The following is a 17,483-nucleotide window of genomic DNA, read 5'->3' as shown; positions in this document are numbered from 1 at the left end:
AATCTTCTGGAAGCCTTCTGAAATCTCACTTTTCAATCCGAAAAATTCACCATTTTAGTGTTTACTGTATCCTAAAAGTGTAAAATAATTATACACTCTTTTTTGTTTCAATTTCTATAAACAGCTCTATACCAGTCTAAAGTCGTGTTGGCACGGCGCTTGCAAATTGTGTTTATGTCAAATCTTTGATGTGTTTGTTTTTTTTATTGTTTCTCGAAAAGGAGAAGCAAATAAATCAGAAAAGAAAGATTTTACTAAAAGCCAAATAAGGAAATTAAAAAAAGGAGTATAAGCATGGAAAGCGAAACAATTATCTCAAAACAATTTTACGCAAACAATAGTTCAGCTATCAGCGAAAAAACATTAACTGGTTCATTTTTCAGAACCAACGAAAAATCACAAAAAGTACACGTAGAAAGACCATCAAGTCCATTTGGATTAGCAATTCTTGTTGCTACATTTTTATTGATGCTTTCTGGTGTTTATTTAGTATTTCAATTTCAAGACGATTTTGAACAATTTCATTTTGAAAGAATCGCTTCAACTTGGGGATTACCATTTTTAATCATCACAACAATTTTATTCTTCTATCAAACGGGAGTTTTCTTGTACAGCTCTTATTTGTATTTAAGATATAAACCAATCGAATCTGTATCAGACGATTTGTTGCCAACTTGTACGATTATCGTTCCGGCATACAATGAAGGAAAATTAGTTTGGGACACTTTATTAAGCCTTGCAGAAAGTGATTATCCAGCAGAAAAATTACAGCTTTTAGCAATCGACGATGGAAGTAAAGATGATACTTGGTATTGGATGCAAGAAGCAAAAGCAAAATTAGGAGATCGTGTTACGATTTTTCAACAGCCTAAAAATCAAGGAAAACGTCAAGCTCTTTACAGAGGTTTTAAATTAGGAACGGGAGAAATCTTTGTAACGGTAGACAGTGATTCTATTGTGAAAAAAGATACTTTAAGAAACTTAGTTAGTCCATTTGTGGTAAACAAAAAATGTGGTGCAGTTGCAGGAAACGTTCAGGTTTTAAACAACAAATCGGCAGTTTTACCAAAAATGCTGAATGTAAGTTTCGTAATGAGCTTTGAATACCAACGTTCTGCCGAAAGCGAATTGGGTTCTGTATTATGTACACCAGGCGCATTGGCAGCTTACAGAAGAGATGCAGTTTTCAACTGTCTTCCAGAATGGATCAACCAGACATTTATGGGCGAACCATCAGATATTGGAGAAGATCGCGCTTTAACAAATATGATTTTGAAACAAGGTTTTGAAGTTAAATTTCAAAGAAATGCAGTAGTATTAACTAATGTTCCTGAAGAATATAAAGGTTTATACAAAATGTTTATCAGATGGGCGAGAAGTAACGTTCGTGAAAATCTTATGATGGCAAAATTTGTTTTCAAAGATTTTAGAAAAGGATCAAAATTTGGAGCTAGAATGTTATTCTTAAACCAATTTTTTAAGATTGCAATGACATATCCGTTTATACTTTTTATGTTCTATTTTATTGCAGTTCACCCAGTATTATTTTTAAGTTCAACATTAGCAGCGATTTTAATATTCTCAACATTTTCAATGCTATTTTACGCAAAAAGATACAATTTGTCAGAGTCTTTCTGGGCTTACTCTTATAGTGTTTTCTACACTTTCAGTTTATTCTGGATTGCTCCTTATGCCATTGCAACTGCAAACAAAAAAGGATGGCTGACAAGAGGATTATAATATTCATTCTATTCTATATAAAACTCCGCCAAATGAAAACCCGCTGTATTATGCAGCGGGTTTTTTGATTAAATAACATTTCATTCCGAAGGAATGTCTGGGGGCTAAAATTAAAATTCACATAGCAATTTTACGTTCCGTAGGAACGTTTCATCGGTAAAAAAAGGAAACCGCACAATTACGTTCCGTAGGAACGTCTGATATATCAGATTGTTTAAAAATGATATTAAATCAAACGTTCCTACGGAACGTAAAATAACGATAACAATATTAATTTCTACCGATGAAATGTTTTTACAGAACAAATAATTTTTGAGAAATTTTATGCATTTTTATTTGAATCTAAAGCAGCAATAATCTGTTTTTTCATTGTTGTATTTATGTAATCTAAAGCCTCAGCATAAGAGGTAGCGTAACGTCTTTCTATATTTTGGAAATGCTCTGGAAAACAGCCTAAGATTTTATCATAATAAATATCCAGCTGTTTTTCTGAAGGCATTTCATATTTCAAACGAAGCTGAAATCTTCTCAATAAAGCGCTGTCTATTATTTCGTAATGATTGGTTGCACAGATCAATAAACTATCAGAAGGGAAATAATCAAAAAGCTGAATTATAGTGTTTACCAAACGTCTCATTTCGCCCACATCTTTATCGTCGCTGTCTCGGCTTTTTCCAATTTGATCAAATTCATCCAAAAATAAAACAGCTCTTTCTAGAATTGCTCTATCAAAAATTGCTTTTAAGTTTTTAGAAGTTTCACCAATTCTAGAATCGATAACGGTGCTGAGGTTGACAATGATAATTTTTTTATTTAAAGTATTGGCAATTGCTTTTGCTGTTGTCGTTTTTCCGCAGCCAGAACTTCCGTGCAGTAAAATTTTATTATCAACTTTAAGATTATACTTTTTTAATTCGTCAACATATTGATGCTCTTTGATAATTTGAAGCAAAGAAGCTTTATTTTCAGCACTAAAAAATAAATCGTCTAAAGCAATTTTTTCATTATCAATTACAGTAAGATCATTCAGGTTCATCAGCGTTTAATTTGCTGCAAAATTAAGTTTTATTCTGTAATGTTCTCATTCTCAAAAATAGCTTTTCTGGAAAAGTTTCTGCTCAGATTCAATACTTTAAAATGTTTTTTGACGAAAATGGCTTTATCAAACCTGTTGTTTTGACCAATGAAGGTGTAAAAGCCAATCCGTTAAAATAAAAGGCGAATAATTTTTTTGTTCCGTAGGAACATTTGATCGGTAGAAAAAATTATATTGTTATGATGTTTACGTTCCGTAGGAACGTTTGATTTTTGCATCATTTTAATAATAAGACCAATCAAACATTCCTACGGAATGATTAGGAGATATGTATAAAAATAAAAAAGCGGTTATTTCAATTTGAAATAACCGCTTTTTTAGAGTCCTAAGAATATTAAGAAAGTACTGCAATTGGCAAATTTACAGCAGTTTTTTGAGTAAAATTTAAAGTTAGTTGATCCAAATGTCCGAAGAAAAAAGTATCTAAAACTTGCTGAAATACAGGATGCGCATTTTGTACCTGAACAAATAAACTCATAGAAGAATGTAATTTTTTTGCTCCCAATTCTCCCAGAATTCCTTCAGCCGATTTTTTGTTTAATGTCAGCAAAACTTTCGAAATCTCAATTAAATGTTTGGATAAAATGGGATGATTTAAAAATTCTGTCGCTTCTTTTAAATCTGCTACAGCATAATAATCAGATATTGTACTTTTCCCCAATCCTTTAATCTGCGGAAAAATAAACCACATCCAATGCGTTTCTTTTTTACCTTTTTTAATTTCAGATAAAGCAGTTAAATACAGTTTATTTTGAGCATCTAAAAATCGGGTCAAATCATTTTTCGCGTAAATCATGTCTTGATTCTGTATTAAATCGTTTATAAATGGAGTTTCTTTAATAGGTAACACTTTTATATTTCTTTATTGTACTTTGTCAAATTTTTCAAATACCAAAAGTAAAACGCTAAAAACGGTATGAGTTATAGAATTGTAATTTGTCGTTACATAATTCCGATAGCCTGTAAGAATGCCTTGTTAATATAATTCTAAAGTTTTGAATGATTCTAAATTCTAATGTTATTTTAATGTTCTACAAAAAAATTGGCTCTAAATTGCGCGCTCAGAAAAATTGTAATAAACGCCTTAAATCACTGAGATTTTGAATTAAATTAATGTGATTTGATTAAACTTCAAGCCTTTTTTAGAGTATGTTGAATAAAATTAGAAATAGCTTTTTATGTAAATGCCTTCAGGCGTTACTTGTCGGCTATTTTCTAATAAGCAGTTTAAACATCTCAAATAGTGTAGGCAGAATCATCAATGCAAACGCTGAAACCTACACGGTTAAAGGGATTACGTGTAACTTTCTAAAAAAAATCTTCAAATGTGACGGAATTCCAGAAGAATTGGACGATTACAAAACAAAAGATACCAAAACAGCCAAATTAGCAAAAGGAATTCCTTTAATGGAATATTTGATTTCATCAGAATCACTGATGCCTAATTTTTATTTTTTAATAGAATCAGAAGGGAAAGAATATATTGATAATACAATATTCTCGTTTGGTTTTCATGGCAAAATAGATATACCGCCTCCTCGGGTGAATTCATAAATACTTGTTTTTTAGGGATTAGGATAAAAAATCTTCGTCCTGAATGCGGTTTTTGCCGTATATTTATTCTATGTAATAATCTTGTATTTATACTTAAATTCATGACACCATTTAAACGTTTTTATAACTTATTGCAGCTCGATAAGCGCGATGTATATCAAATTATCTTCTATGCTGCTTTTGCAGGGTTAGTAAATCTTTCTCTGCCTTTGGGAATCCAAGCTATTATTAATTTTATTCAAAGCGGACAGCTCAGTGTTTCTTGGATCATTCTTGTGATTCTAGTTACGGTTGGAGTTGGTTTTGGAGGAGTTTTAACGATTTTACAGCTGCGTATTGTAGAGAATCTGCAGCAGCGAATTTTCGTTCGTTCTTCTTTCGAATTTGCCTACAGAATGCCTTTGATTAAATTTAAAGAAATGTACTCGGAGTACGCTCCAGAAAAAGCAAATCGTTTTTTCGATACTTTGATGGTGCAAAAAGGAACAGCAAAACTTTTATTAGATTTCTGTACAGCATTTCTTCAAGTTGGTCTAGGGATTATTTTATTGGTTCTTTACCATTCTTTCTTTATGGTTATTGGACTTCTTTTTATTGTGATTTTATGGGTAATTTTTAAATTTTCGTACAAAGATGGTTTAGAAACCAGTTTGAACGAATCTAAATTTAAATATAAAGTTGCGGCTTGGCTTCAGGAAATTGCTAGAAACAGAGAAAGTTTCCGACGAAAAGGAGCTTTCGAATATGCTTTGGAACGAAATGACAAATATGCAACCAACTATGTAAATTACCGTGAAAAGCACTTTCAGGTAATGAAGAAACAATATATTCAGCTTACTATTTTTAAAGTAATTGTTACTGCTGCCTTATTATCGATCGGTGGTTTTCTGGTAATTCACCACCAAATGAACATAGGGCAGTTCGTAGCAGCTGAAATCGTAATTGTATTATTAATCAATTCGGTAGAAAAAATCATTTTCGGATTAGAGTCTTTCTACGATGTATTGACTTCTGTTGAAAAAATCGGTCAAGTTACTGATATGGAAATTTCATGCATTCCTCAAACTTCAGATAAAACTGAAAAAGGAATCAATATAGAAACTGAAAGTATCAATTACAATTATCCACAACACAACAAAAAATCACTGAAGAATATCAATTTAAAAATATCTCAAGGAGAAAAAATCATTCTTACAGGAACAAATGGTGCTGGAAAAAGTACCTTATTGCGACTGCTTTCAGGCGTTTTGGAACCAGAAAGCGGAGCAATGTATGTGACCGATAATTATATGAATCGCCTTAGCGAAGATACATACAGAGCGCAGGCGGGAACATACTTGCAAGGCGATACACTTTTTGCAGGAACAATTCGTGAGAATATTGTTTTTGGAAATGAAGAATTAAATAGCGATGATTTAAAATGGGCTTTAGATAATGTTGGTCTTACACCGTACATTAAAACTTTCGAGAACGGATTGGAAAATCAAATTCATCCCGGAGGTCGTGAACTTTCTGCTTCAGATGTTCAAAAAATTCTTTTGGCAAGAAGTATTGTTAGTAAGCCAAATATCTTATTCTTAGAAGATCCAGTTGATAAAATGGACGAATTGACTTCGAGTAAAATTGTTGATTTTTTACTTTCTGAAGAAAATGACTGGACTGTTATTGTAACTTCTAAAAATGATATTTGGAAAAGCAAATGCAGTCGTATGATCACGATTGATGACGGAAAAATTATTAACGACATAAAGCTTTAATCATGCTCAATATATCTAAAGATAATAACGTACTTATAACGCCGGGCAAATACAAATCGATTACAAGCGTTGCCCGAAGACCTCACTATAAAATTTTAAATAGAGTCATAATTGGATTTTTGATTTTTGCTGTCTTATGCCTTTTTCTGCCTTGGACGCAAAATATTTCAGGAAGTGGTTCTGTAACAACTTTAAAGCCAGATCAAAGACCTCAAACGGTTCATAATGCAATTGCGGGACGAATTGAAAAATGGTTTGTAAAAGAAGGTGATTATGTAAAAAAAGGAGATACGATTCTTTTTATTTCGGAAATAAAAGAAGATTACTTAGATCCAAATTTGGTTGGAAATACCAAACAACAAGTTGATGCCAAAAAGATGGCTGCTGAATCGTACGGTGATAAAGTAAATTCGCTTGATGTTCAGGCACAATCGCTTACTACAGAAAGACAATTGAAGTTGCAGCAGGCTCAGAATAAAATTCGTCAGGCACAGTTGAAAATAAAAAGCGACAGTATGGATCTTGTTGCGGTTAGAACACAATTGAGAATTGCTAAAACGCAATTTGACCGTTCGACTGCCTTAAACAAAGAAGGTCTTAAACCCATGACTGATGTCGAGCAGAAAAGATTAAAACTTCAGGAATCTGAAGCATACATTATCACTCAGGAAAATAAATTATTGAGCAGTAGAAACGAATTGATTAATGCGAAAGTAGAAATCAATAGAATTACTGCTGAATATGCCGAAAAAATATCAAAATCTAGAAGTGATAAGTTTACCGCTTTAAGTACGCAATACGATACAGAAGCTCAGGTAAATAAATTGGAAAACCAATATACAAACTACAGATTAAGAAATGGTTTGTACTATATAACAGCGCCACAAAGCGGTTATGTAAACCGTGCATTATTGGCTGGTCTTGGAGAAACAATTAAAGAAGGAACTCCTGTAGTAAGCATTATGCCGGCTAAATACGATATTGCGGTAGAAACCTATGTAGATCCAATCGATTTACCGCTTGTTCATCGTGGTGCAAAAGTTCGTGTTTGGTTTGACGGATGGCCTAGAATCGTATTTTCTGGATGGCCTGGATTATCTTATGGAACTTACGGCGGTAAAGTTGTAGCGATAGAAAATTTTATAAGCCCGAACGGAAAATACAGAATTTTAGTTTCACCAGATGGAGAAGACCGTCACTGGCCAAAAGAATTGAGTATTGGTGCTGGTGCGCAAAGTATTGCATTGTTAGAAACCGTTTCGGTATGGTACGAGATTTGGCGAAACTTGAATGGTTTCCCACCAAATTATTACAATTCAGGAGAAAAAGAAGAAAAAGGAAAGGAGAAAAAGTAAAATGAGAAATCTAGTAAAACTGTTTTCTTTCTTAATACTATTTTGTTTTTCTACGCTGCAAAGTCAGAATTTTAATCAAGAGGAACTTACTTTTATCGAGTTTTTGGGATATGTAAAAAAGTATCATCCTTTGGTTAAACAAGCTAATCTTGAAGTGACAAACGCTCAAGCAAAGCTGATGATGGCACGAGGCGGATTTGATCCAAAACTTGAAGTAGATTACAATAAGAAAGAATTTAAAGGCACAGAATATTATTCGTTATTAAACAGCAGTTTCAAAATTCCAACTTGGTATGGAGTGGAGATTAAAGCAGGTTTTGACGATACAAGTGGAGAATATTACAATCCGCAGAACAAAACGCCTGAGGCAGGTTTAACTTCGCTTGGAATTAACGTTGCTTTAGGGCAGGGAATGTTTATTAACCAAAGAATGGCCGATGTTAGAGAAGGAAAACTTCAGGTAAAACTGAGTGATGCACAACGAAAACTAAGAGCTATTGAAATTTTATATCAGGCGAGCGAAGCTTATTTTGAATGGAGAAGAAGTTATAACGAAGCAGAATTGTATAAAAACTATTTAGGCTTTGCGAGCACTCGTTTTGAAGGGGTTAAAAAACTAATCGCAGCAGGAGATGCGCCAGCAATTGACAGCGTTGAAGCTAAAATTACCGTAAGAAACAGAGAACTGAATGTTGAAAACGGAAATTTGAAATTAGCGAAAGCGAAACTGAAATTAGCCAATTTTTTATGGATTGAAAATGTTCCAGTTGAATTGGGAGATTTGGTAAAACCAGAACAAAACCTAATTCAGACCATTGAGGAAACTTTGAAAACAGATGCTATGATGGTCGATGTTGAATCGTTAGACTCGCACCCAAAAATTCAGTCTTTAGAAACTAAAATGGATATTTTGGAAGTCAACCGCCAGCTAAAAGCTAATTCATTGCTTCCGAAAATAAATGTGGGCTACAATTACATTTCAGAACCCAATTATTGGAATAATTTCAACGCCGATGATTATAAGTTTAACATCGATTTCAGCTTTCCTATTTTCTTAAGAAAAGAACGCGGAAGTTTGAAAATGGCTAAACTGAAAATTCAGGATATGCAATATGATATTGGACAGCAGCGATTGGAACTTAAAAATAAAATCAAAGCGCAGCAGACAGAAATTGCTTCGTTAAGAAAACAGAAAATCGTAATCGACAATCTCGTACAAGATTATATGACGATGCTGAATTCAGAAGAAAAATTATTTTCATTTGGAGAGAGTTCGATTTTCCTAATCAATTCAAGAGAAAACAATTTGGTTAGCGCAAAATTGTCACAAATAAGTTTAGAGAATCAGTTTTATCTGTCGAATGCCGAATTGTATAAAATATTGGCAAATCCAGATTAATAAGGTTTCGATTTATAATCGAATTGTTGAAATTTAGAAGAATCTAATATGTCGCTCCTCTGGAGCTTCTAAATTAGGGAGCATAGATTTTTAGCTATAAATATTTCGCTCTTCCAGAGCTATAAGATGGTTTTTAAAAGTCCCAGCGGGACGAAATGTTGGTAGTTCCAGCGGGACGAAATATTTATAGGAATGTATGTTTGATCTCTAAAATAGCCCCAGAGGGGCGAAATATCATTTGTACACAAAAATAACAGTCAGCTTTGTACCTGTCTGCATTATTAGTTTTCAGAATTTAAATTTTAAAAAAGCTTTAGATATTTTTCTAAAGCTTTTTTGTTTGGAAGAAATGTTTAAAAAAGCGGTTTCAAATTATAACATGAAACCGCTTTTTTAAAAAGTTAAAAACATCTTTATTTAAATTTGATAGACTTTCCTATTTAGCAGCCGTGTAATTTAATATTGACTGATTATGAGTTTATTTAAAAAAAGTTTTCTTTTATTCTGTTGCATCATTCTGTCTCAAATTTTAAAAGCCCAAGGCGCTCCTTACACAATAGGATTTATTCCAGCATCTATAAGTGAAGTTGATGTTGCGTTTCCGTTAATAGAAAAGTGGAATTTGAGCGGTCAGGCAGATATGCAGCTCGTAACGCAAGGTGCTTATACCAACGGAAATCCTTTTGAATATACGCAACGAAAAGTAATAAGACCTTGGATTATTTATTCTGGGTTTAAAAATATGAAGCTTTGGTTAGGATATGCCCACAATCAAAAATATGCAGTAGAAGAAGCGGGGAATTACAAAACTTTAGAAAATAGATTGATTGTTATGGGAACCTATACTCAGGAAATGCCAAAAGGATCTATTTTCGAACAAGTGCGTTTTGAAACCAAATTTTTTGATGATAGAAACGGCAATCACCAGACGATACCCAGAATAAGAGCCCGTTTTGGAGTCAATCATTATTTAAGACAAAGCAAAGAAAAGCCAATTTTTCTGGCACCAAATATTGGATATTACACAGAATTGATGCTAAAATTTGCTTCTAAAGATTATGCCGATGAACATTTTGATATCTTCAGATTATCGGTTTATTATACTGCGGGAATTACGCCGAATATTCATTTTTTGGCAGGCATAATAGGGCAGATGCAGCTGCGTACAAACGGAACCCAATTTGATGTTTACTACGGACCAATGGTTTCATTAAAATACAGCGTAAAACCAAAAGAACGCGAAACATTTGATAGCGTCGATGGTGGTGCAGATTAACCAAATTATTTCTGGCGATTTTAAAACGACTTTGTTTCGGTTAAAACTTATAATATTTAACTTTGGAATGTTATAAGAAATAAACAAAATGAAACAAGCGATTATAAATGCTGTCGTACACACAGGAGAAGAAATAATAGAAAATGGAGTTGTAATTGTAGAAAATGGAACTATTATCTCGGTACAAAAAGAAATTCCAAACGATATTAAAAGCATCGATTTAAAAGGAAATCATCTTTCGGCAGGATTTATAGATATCCAGATCAATGGCGGAGAAAAGTATTATTTCAGTCAGACTCCAAACGAAGAAACGATTCAGGATATTTATGATGCCAGCATGAAATACGGCACAACGCACGTTTTACCTTGTTTGATTTCTTCTTCTAGAGAAACTATTCTTCAAGGAATCGAAGCTGTTCGCGATTACATGAAAAAACATCAGAATGGCGTGATCGGAATGCATTTAGAAGGACCATTTTTAAATCCAGAAAGACGTGGCGCGCACAGTATAGATCAAGTTAGAAAGCCTACTGATGAAGAACTTCAAGAAATTATCAGCAAAGGAAAAGACGTTATAAAAGTGATTACCATTGCTCCAGAATGTTTTACTGAAGAACAATTGAATATGTTGATCGAGAGTGGAATAACAATTTCTATCGGACATTCGACGATAACACATAAAGAAGCAAAACACTATTTTTCGAAAGGAATAAATTTGGTAACGCATTTGTTTAATGCCATGACGCAATTTGGTCACCGCGAACCAGGTTTAGTGGGAGCTGTTTTTGAAAACGAAAAAGTTTATGCTCCAGTAATTTTAGACGGAATGCATTGCGATTATGCTGCTGCTAAAATTGCATATAAGTTAAAACAAGAAAAATTCTTCTTAATCAGCGATGCTACATTTTTAGGACGAAAGGTTGCCAATTTCAAATGGGACAATTTTGATGCTCATTTAGTTGATGGTTTCTATAGAAATGAAGATGGAAATCTTGCAGGAGCAACAATTTCAATGACAGAAGCTGTGCAAAATGCTTATAATCATTTAAATGTTTCGGCAGATGAAGCTATAAAAATGGCAACTACAAGAGTAGCTTCTGCAATTGGTGTGGAAAATAAAGTTGGAAAAATTAAATCTGGTTTTCCGGCAAGTTTTGTTCAATTCAATTCTGATTTGTCTAAAATCGAGACTTTAGATTTAACCTTATAAAGCTTTAAAATCTGACTGTTAAGTATAGTTTCTGTTAAGGAAAACTTACTTTGGATATATTTAGGTTTAATACTTTTCTTTCAGTATGCTTGTTTTTAAAAAGCATATTGATAGTTTTGTACCGTAATTAACCCCAAACCTACTTACTTAACAATGAGAAAAAACACTCACTATTTTTTACTTGCTCTTTTTTCAAGTATAATTTTAGGCTGTAGTGACGATAGCGATTCGTACCAGCCAAATTATCTGCCAAGCATTGATGCAACAGCTTTACCAGACGGAAATCATCCAATGGCAATGTTTGAAGATGATGAAGATCCTTCAATAATGTACAATAAAGCTGATCGCTGGTTTAGAGTAAATGAACCATTTCAAGTTATTCAAAAAGGAAAAGATTCTGTACAAGTTTCGCTTTATTCTCCAGTCGGATTGACAAATGTGAAAGTGTATGCAAAACTGCCTAATTATGATAAACGATTTTTAATTTACAGTTTTTCAAAAGTTCCAGCTTTTCATCGTTCGTTTCATAAATTACCTTTAACGGAGCAGAAAAACGATTATTTGTTAGAAACAGGAAATACCGTAACGATTGATAAAATTGAAGGATTTTCTTCAGGAGCAATAGAATTTTCTGTTGAATCTGATGATCCATTATTTCAAAAATTCAAAAAAATAAAATCAACACATTTAGTTCAGTTTCATGATGGCTATCACATCAATGAATATGGTAAATTTCTACCAATGAATCCAGCTTTGGCAAAAGAAGCGATAACCATGATCATCAATTATTCTTATGCTTTGAGCCATCCTTTGTATTATGACACTTTTACCAATTTTGATAGATATAAGCAAGAACAGGCAACTACAGCAGGAACGGAAATAAATGGCGCTTTTAATTGGCACGGAAATGCTGATGATGTCGATGGAGTTTATGATTATTATTCGAAAGAAGAAATCGAAAAAATATATTGGAATTATCTAGATAAAAGAACCGTTTGGATGGCAATGGTAGGCGGCGATTCTGCCTGGGGCGGAGGAAATCTAGCATCGCAATGGGAATCGGGATATGTAACCGGACATTGGGTTGGAGAAATGTCGGTTTGGTCGCACGAATATTCGCATCATATTGGTTTCAGCCACAGCAGTAATTTAGCCAATAGTGGCGAAGGCGGAGGACAACAAGAAATGCTGACTCATTTTTATAAGTATTTAATTTATTTAAATGATCTTCCTTTTACAGATCCAGAGGTTTTAAAAACCTATGCAAAAACAAGTTATGTAACAGGAACTTATAAAAAACCAGTATTTACTATTAATCCTAAAAATCCATTTTTGCTGAAATATAAAGGTGAAGGAAAATGGAACTAAACTATAAATCACTCATGAAACATATTTTGCCGCTTATTCTTGTAATTTGTTTTTTTACAAATTGCAGTAAAGATGATAATGTTGCCACAAAAGATTACACGTATTTTTATCCAACAGATGAAGCTTCTATTACAAATGCAAATATTCCAGGAAGTACAGAAGCTTTTGATCCAAAAGGAATTGCAATATCAAATGAAAAATTATATGTCATAAACGGAAATGTTTTAGAAATTTTTAATGCATTAACCCTTGAACATATTAAAACGATTAAAGAATATACAAAAGGTACAACTATTATTCCGTTAACGAGTTTAACATCGGTTAGTGTAGATAATGGCCGAATTTACATTGGAAGCACCGAATCAAGATTATTTATTTTTGACGAAATAACAAATGCTGGAATCAGCACCGTTGGAAACGGACAATGGTGGCAGACTTTTGTACACGTTTTTGGTGTTGTTGCCAAAGACGGATTGGTGTTTGTAAAAGAAAAAGAAAATAGCATAAAAGTGCTTGACGCTACTCAAATTACAGAAACAAGTACTTGGGATTTAAAGCCAATTGCTAAATTAAATACTTTAAAAGGATATACAGAGGTTTATTCACTTGATGTTTACGGAGGAAATTTGGTTGTAGCAGGAAGAGATGCTAAAAGTTATTTGTATTATAATATTGCCAATATTAAAAAGAATGCTACAAGCTCACTAACAACTCCTATCGAGCCAGAACTAGTACAGTTTGTAGATATAAAACCAATTGCAGTATCTTTTAGCAAAGATTGGGCTGTAACTTCAGAAAATGTTGGAAGTGCGTCTTATTTAAAATTATACCCTAAAGAAGAGTTTATTAAAATGAATTACAAAGCAGTTTTAAGCGCTTCTGATATTTTAGGGCAAAATGCTTTTGGAACAATTGTAGGAACTGCACAACTTGACGATCGTATTTTTATATCTGATAATACAAATAAAAAAATCAGAGTTATAAAACTAAATAAGTCAACCATTTCAGAGCAGAATAATTAATTTTTAAGTCCCAATCCTGAATCCTTGAAAAAAAATCCAAATTCCAAAATGAAAAACTTCAAATTGGAATTTGGAATTTTTTTATTGAAATTTCAAAATAACCTACTAGATTGATAGGTTAATAAAAGTTTTAACGATTTATACGTTAAAATTGAAAATAACTATTTAAATTTGCACTCGCTATGAACAAAGAGAACCAGAAAATGAATAATTATTATCGTTGCAGCATGATGTGCTGTGATGCTATTATGGTATTTGTTGATCTGGCTTATATATAAAATAATGTTATTTATTTCAAAAAAGCCTTTCATATATAGTTGAAAGGCTTTTTTGTTTTTAAACTTTTAAAAATGATTGAATTAAAAAATGTAACCAAAACTTTTCATCAGAAAGACAGAATTGTTGCTGCTTTGTCTGATGTCTCGCTTAGAGTTCCTGAAGGGAAAATTTTTGGTGTAATTGGAACTTCTGGAGCAGGAAAAAGTACGCTGATTCGTTGTGTCAATTTGTTGGAAAGGCCAACTTCTGGCGAAATCATTGTGGACGGAAAAGCTTTGATGCAATTATCAAACGCAGAATTGGCGATTGAAAGAAGACAAATCGGAATGATTTTTCAGCATTTCAATTTACTTTCTTCGAGAACGGTTTACGAAAATGTTGCTTTTCCGTTAGAATTGGCTGGAACCTCAAAAGCTGAAATCAAAACTCGTGTTTTAGAATTATTGCAATTGGTTGGTTTAGCAGAAAAAGCAAACGATTATCCTGCAAGTCTTTCGGGCGGACAAAAACAGAGAGTTGCGATTGCAAGAACTTTGGCAAATAATCCGAAAGTCTTGCTTTGTGATGAAGCTACAAGCGCGCTTGATCCAGCAACAACAAGATCGATTTTAAATTTATTGAAAGACATTAACAAACGTCTAAATATTACCGTTTTATTGATTACACACCAAATGGAAGTTGTAAAATCTATTTGTGATGAAGTGGCGGTAATTAGTCACGGAAAATTAATAGAGCAGGGAAGTGTTGGAGAAATTTTTGCAGATCCAAAACATGAACTGACAAGAGAATTTATTTCTTCTTCGCTTCATATTGAAGTACCATCTGTTTATCAGGAAAAATTACAAAAAGAAGACAAAGGAAATCTGAATCCGTTATTGAAACTGGAAATGACAGGAAAATCGGTTAACGAGCCTGTTATCTCAGAAGTTTCAAGACTTTTTGATACCGATTTCAAAATTGTAAGCGCACAAATGGATCAGGCTGGCGAAGTGAATTTTGGTGTAATGCTGATTGAACTTTCAGGTAAACGCGAAAATTACGACGCAGCAATTCAATATTTTAATTCAAAACACATTAAAACAGAAATTATAGGTTATGTCTGATTCTATTATAGATTTATTGTTAAAAGGAACATGGGAAACCATTGTTATGACTTTTGTATCGGGCTTTTTCGGTTTTTTATTGGGACTTCCAACAGGAATTTTATTGTTTCTAACTCGTAAAAACCAGATTTTAGAACAGCCGGTTTTAAACAGAACATTATCAGTTGTGGTAAATGTTTTTCGTTCTATTCCATTTATTATTTTAATCGTTTGGATGATTCCGTTTACACGTGCCATTGTTGGAACTTCAATTGGTGTGAGTGCGGCTCTGGTTCCGTTGAGTATTGGTGCAGCGCCGTTTATTGCCCGTTTGGTCGAAAATAGCTTGCTAAGTCTTCCGTCAGGATTAATTGAGGCAGCAAGAGCATTAGGAGCAACGCCATTCCAAATCGTTTACAAAGTTTTATTGCCAGAAGCTTTGCCATCTTTAATCAATGCGGCTTCAATTACTTTAATCACGCTTGTTGGTTATTCTGCAATGGGTGGAGCTGTTGGAGCAGGCGGATTAGGGCAAGTTGGTTATCAATACGGATATATTGGTTATGATGCTGTAACGATGAATTCTGTTCTAGCTTTATTGGTAATCTTAGTATTCATAATTCAGTTTGCGGGAGACAAATTATCAAAAAGATTTGATCATAGATAGTCATCAATTGACAATTAATAATTAACATTTTACAATTAAAAAAATATGAAACTTAATATTTTAAAATCTGCTGGAGTTTTGGCTTTGGCGCTTGTTTTATCAAATTGCGGAAAAAGTAAAAATAATGATCCTCATTTTATAAAAGTAGGAGTAGCTTCTGGACCTGAATTAAAAGTGGCTGAAGCAGCAAAAAAAGTAGCCAAAGAAAAATTCGGTTTAGAAGTAGAATTGGTTTCTTTTAACGATTATGTAATTCCAAATGAAGCTTTAAGCCAAGGTGATATTGATGCCAATGCTTTTCAGCACAAACCATATTTAGACGAGCAATCAAAACAAAGAGGTTACAAATTGGCTATTATCGGAAATACATTTGTTTATCCGATTGCTGGATATTCTAAAAAAATAAAAAGCCTTTCTGAATTGAAAAACGAAAGCACCATTATTATTCCAAATGATCCAACAAACGGCGGGCGTTCATTATTGCTTTTACAGAAAAACGGATTATTGAAATTAAAAGAGGGCGTTGGTTTATTGCCAAAAGTAACAGACATTGTGAGCAATCCTAAAAACTTAAAAATTTTAGAATTAGAAGCTCCTCAATTGCCTCGTGCCTTAGACGACCAAAATGTTTCTATTGCAATCATCAACAATACTTTTGCTTCTGCTGCTGGATTGGTTCCATCTCGTGACGCTTTGTTTGTTGAAGATAAAGATTCTCCTTATGTAAATTTGGTGGTGAGCCGCGAAGACAATAAAAACGAAGAAAAAGTAAAACAGTTTTTACAAGCATTCCAATCTCCAGAAGTAGAAAAAGCAGCTGAACGAGAATTTAAAGGCGGTGCTGTAAAAGGATGGTAAACAATTATGAGTTATAAGTTATAAGTTATGAGTTTTTAACCTGTAACTTGAAACTTGAAACCTGAAACAAAAAGAGACAGATGATAGAAGAATCATCTGTCTCTTTTTATATACAAAAGTCGTATTGTGTTGTTTTTCAGTCTTGTAGTGATAATTTGTTTTTTAACGGCAAACTAATTTTGTTCTGTTAATTTCTAAGAACAATTATTATGAAAATCTTTAATTTGACTTTATTTTTATTTATTGGTTTTTTGGGAACTCCAAATGAAAATAAAAAAGAAATACCGCCTTTAAGTCCAGAAATGGAACGTTTTAATGCACAGATTGAAGAAGTAAAAGCAGCTATTGCAAAAAATAATACCTACAATTCTAAAATTGCTTTTTTTATTGATATGAAAATCAAATCGGGTAAAAACCGGTTTTTTGTTTACGATCTTGAAAACAATAAAATTTTAGAAGAAGGTCTCGTTGCAAACGGGTCTGGTTCTGAAACAAATAGAAGAGGAGAATTAAAATTCAGTAACGAACCTAATTCAAGATGTACTTCTTTAGGGAATTATGTAATCGGTAAATCGTATCGAGGAATGTTTGGCAAATCGTACAGACTTTCTGGTTTAGATGAATCGAATAGCAATGCCGAAAAAAGAGCCATTGTACTACATCCTTATTCAGCCGTGCCAGATGAAGAACAGGATTATTATATTTATAATAGTCAGGGTTGTCCAATGGTTAGTGACGCTTTTTTTAAAAAATTGGAAAAAATTATCGATAGCTCGAAATCAAAAATAATACTGAATATTTATTATTAATTGTGAATGGT

The 17,483-nt window shown here is 33.1% G+C and carries 15 protein-coding genes; 13 read left to right on the top strand and 2 right to left on the bottom strand.

Annotated elements, in window-relative coordinates:
• Positions 1–294 precede the first annotated feature (294 nt).
• Positions 295–1,740, top strand: coding sequence for a glycosyltransferase (locus tag DM444_RS17065; RefSeq protein WP_111288816.1), 1,446 nt, complete (start codon positions 295–297; stop codon positions 1,738–1,740).
• Positions 1,741–2,062: 322 nt separating this feature from the next.
• On the opposite strand, the gene DM444_RS17060 is transcribed toward DM444_RS17065, so the two are convergent.
• Entirely contained in the window at positions 2,063–2,776 is a 714-nt protein-coding gene (locus DM444_RS17060; RefSeq protein ID WP_111288814.1) for an AAA family ATPase, read from the bottom strand.
• A 394-nt stretch (positions 2,777–3,170) separates the two neighbouring features.
• Positions 3,171–3,632 carry a DUF1810 domain-containing protein gene (locus DM444_RS17055; RefSeq protein WP_111289260.1) on the bottom strand — a complete coding sequence of 154 codons (462 nt, stop codon included), beginning with the start codon at positions 3,630–3,632 and terminating at the stop codon, positions 3,171–3,173.
• Positions 3,633–3,985: 353 nt separating this feature from the next.
• Between DM444_RS17055 and DM444_RS17050 the strand changes: the two genes are divergently transcribed.
• The 12 genes from DM444_RS17050 to DM444_RS16995 all read left to right on the top strand — a co-directional run bounded on the left by DM444_RS17050 (position 3,986) and on the right by DM444_RS16995 (position 17,472).
• Complete coding sequence (locus DM444_RS17050; protein WP_111288812.1) at positions 3,986–4,390, top strand: hypothetical protein; 405 nt, start codon at positions 3,986–3,988, stop codon at positions 4,388–4,390.
• A gap of 101 nt (positions 4,391–4,491) precedes the next feature.
• Positions 4,492–6,147 carry a peptidase domain-containing ABC transporter gene (locus tag DM444_RS17045; RefSeq protein WP_111288810.1) on the top strand — a complete coding sequence of 552 codons (1,656 nt, stop codon included), beginning with the start codon at positions 4,492–4,494 and terminating at the stop codon, positions 6,145–6,147.
• A gap of 2 nt (positions 6,148–6,149) precedes the next feature.
• Entirely contained in the window at positions 6,150–7,502 is a 1,353-nt protein-coding gene (locus tag DM444_RS17040) for an HlyD family secretion protein (protein ID WP_111288808.1), read from the top strand.
• 1 nt (position 7,503) lies between these two features.
• Positions 7,504–8,901, top strand: coding sequence for a TolC family protein (locus DM444_RS17035; RefSeq protein WP_111289258.1), 1,398 nt, complete (start codon positions 7,504–7,506; stop codon positions 8,899–8,901).
• Positions 8,902–9,373: 472 nt separating this feature from the next.
• Positions 9,374–10,177, top strand: coding sequence for a DUF2490 domain-containing protein (locus tag DM444_RS17030; RefSeq protein ID WP_111288807.1), 804 nt, complete (start codon positions 9,374–9,376; stop codon positions 10,175–10,177).
• 88 nt (positions 10,178–10,265) lie between these two features.
• Positions 10,266–11,387 carry an N-acetylglucosamine-6-phosphate deacetylase gene (nagA, locus tag DM444_RS17025; protein WP_111288806.1) on the top strand — a complete coding sequence of 374 codons (1,122 nt, stop codon included), beginning with the start codon at positions 10,266–10,268 and terminating at the stop codon, positions 11,385–11,387.
• Positions 11,388–11,540: 153 nt separating this feature from the next.
• Complete coding sequence (locus DM444_RS17020) at positions 11,541–12,755, top strand: hypothetical protein (RefSeq protein WP_111288804.1); 1,215 nt, start codon at positions 11,541–11,543, stop codon at positions 12,753–12,755.
• Between the two features lie 14 nt (positions 12,756–12,769).
• Positions 12,770–13,777 carry an NHL repeat-containing protein gene (locus tag DM444_RS17015; RefSeq protein ID WP_239455703.1) on the top strand — a complete coding sequence of 336 codons (1,008 nt, stop codon included), beginning with the start codon at positions 12,770–12,772 and terminating at the stop codon, positions 13,775–13,777.
• Positions 13,778–14,127: 350 nt separating this feature from the next.
• On the top strand, positions 14,128–15,159 hold the full coding sequence (gene metN, locus DM444_RS17010) for a methionine ABC transporter ATP-binding protein MetN (protein WP_111288800.1): 1,032 nt from the start codon (positions 14,128–14,130) through the stop codon (positions 15,157–15,159).
• Positions 15,152–15,805 (top strand): methionine ABC transporter permease MetI, encoded by a 654-nt coding sequence (locus tag DM444_RS17005; protein WP_111288798.1) that lies wholly within the window; start codon positions 15,152–15,154, stop codon positions 15,803–15,805. The genes metN and DM444_RS17005 overlap by 8 nt, the downstream gene beginning before the upstream one ends.
• Positions 15,806–15,850: 45 nt before the next feature.
• Positions 15,851–16,663: a methionine ABC transporter substrate-binding lipoprotein MetQ gene (metQ, locus tag DM444_RS17000; protein ID WP_111288796.1), complete on the top strand. Its 813-nt coding sequence runs from the start codon at positions 15,851–15,853 to the stop codon at positions 16,661–16,663.
• 209 nt (positions 16,664–16,872) lie between these two features.
• On the top strand, positions 16,873–17,472 hold the full coding sequence (locus tag DM444_RS16995; RefSeq protein ID WP_111288794.1) for a murein L,D-transpeptidase catalytic domain-containing protein: 600 nt from the start codon (positions 16,873–16,875) through the stop codon (positions 17,470–17,472).
• The last annotated feature ends 11 nt before the right edge of the window (positions 17,473–17,483 follow it).

The organism is Flavobacterium ginsenosidimutans, assembly GCF_003254625.1.
GTDB classification, from domain to species: Bacteria; Bacteroidota; Bacteroidia; order Flavobacteriales; family Flavobacteriaceae; genus Flavobacterium; species Flavobacterium ginsenosidimutans.
The sequence above is the reverse complement of the archived record's forward strand: the minus strand, read 5'-3'. Positions and strand labels throughout refer to the sequence as shown.

What these genes read in the sequence shown, in the direction of transcription:
- DM444_RS17065 (WP_111288816.1), top strand. Translation starts at nt 295, where the DNA reads ATGGAAAGCGAAACAATTATCTCAAAACAATTTTACGCAAACAATAGT.
- DM444_RS17060 (WP_111288814.1), bottom strand. Translation starts at nt 2,776, where the DNA reads ATGAACCTGAATGATCTTACTGTAATTGATAATGAAAAAATTGCTTTA.
- DM444_RS17055 (WP_111289260.1), bottom strand. Translation starts at nt 3,632, where the DNA reads ATGATTTACGCGAAAAATGATTTGACCCGATTTTTAGATGCTCAAAAT.
- DM444_RS17050 (WP_111288812.1), top strand. Translation starts at nt 3,986, where the DNA reads ATGTTGAATAAAATTAGAAATAGCTTTTTATGTAAATGCCTTCAGGCG.
- DM444_RS17045 (WP_111288810.1), top strand. Translation starts at nt 4,492, where the DNA reads ATGACACCATTTAAACGTTTTTATAACTTATTGCAGCTCGATAAGCGC.
- DM444_RS17040 (WP_111288808.1), top strand. Translation starts at nt 6,150, where the DNA reads ATGCTCAATATATCTAAAGATAATAACGTACTTATAACGCCGGGCAAA.
- DM444_RS17035 (WP_111289258.1), top strand. Translation starts at nt 7,504, where the DNA reads ATGAGAAATCTAGTAAAACTGTTTTCTTTCTTAATACTATTTTGTTTT.
- DM444_RS17030 (WP_111288807.1), top strand. Translation starts at nt 9,374, where the DNA reads ATGAGTTTATTTAAAAAAAGTTTTCTTTTATTCTGTTGCATCATTCTG.
- nagA (WP_111288806.1), top strand. Translation starts at nt 10,266, where the DNA reads ATGAAACAAGCGATTATAAATGCTGTCGTACACACAGGAGAAGAAATA.
- DM444_RS17020 (WP_111288804.1), top strand. Translation starts at nt 11,541, where the DNA reads ATGAGAAAAAACACTCACTATTTTTTACTTGCTCTTTTTTCAAGTATA.
- DM444_RS17015 (WP_239455703.1), top strand. Translation starts at nt 12,770, where the DNA reads ATGAAACATATTTTGCCGCTTATTCTTGTAATTTGTTTTTTTACAAAT.
- metN (WP_111288800.1), top strand. Translation starts at nt 14,128, where the DNA reads ATGATTGAATTAAAAAATGTAACCAAAACTTTTCATCAGAAAGACAGA.
- DM444_RS17005 (WP_111288798.1), top strand. Translation starts at nt 15,152, where the DNA reads ATGTCTGATTCTATTATAGATTTATTGTTAAAAGGAACATGGGAAACC.
- metQ (WP_111288796.1), top strand. Translation starts at nt 15,851, where the DNA reads ATGAAACTTAATATTTTAAAATCTGCTGGAGTTTTGGCTTTGGCGCTT.
- DM444_RS16995 (WP_111288794.1), top strand. Translation starts at nt 16,873, where the DNA reads ATGAAAATCTTTAATTTGACTTTATTTTTATTTATTGGTTTTTTGGGA.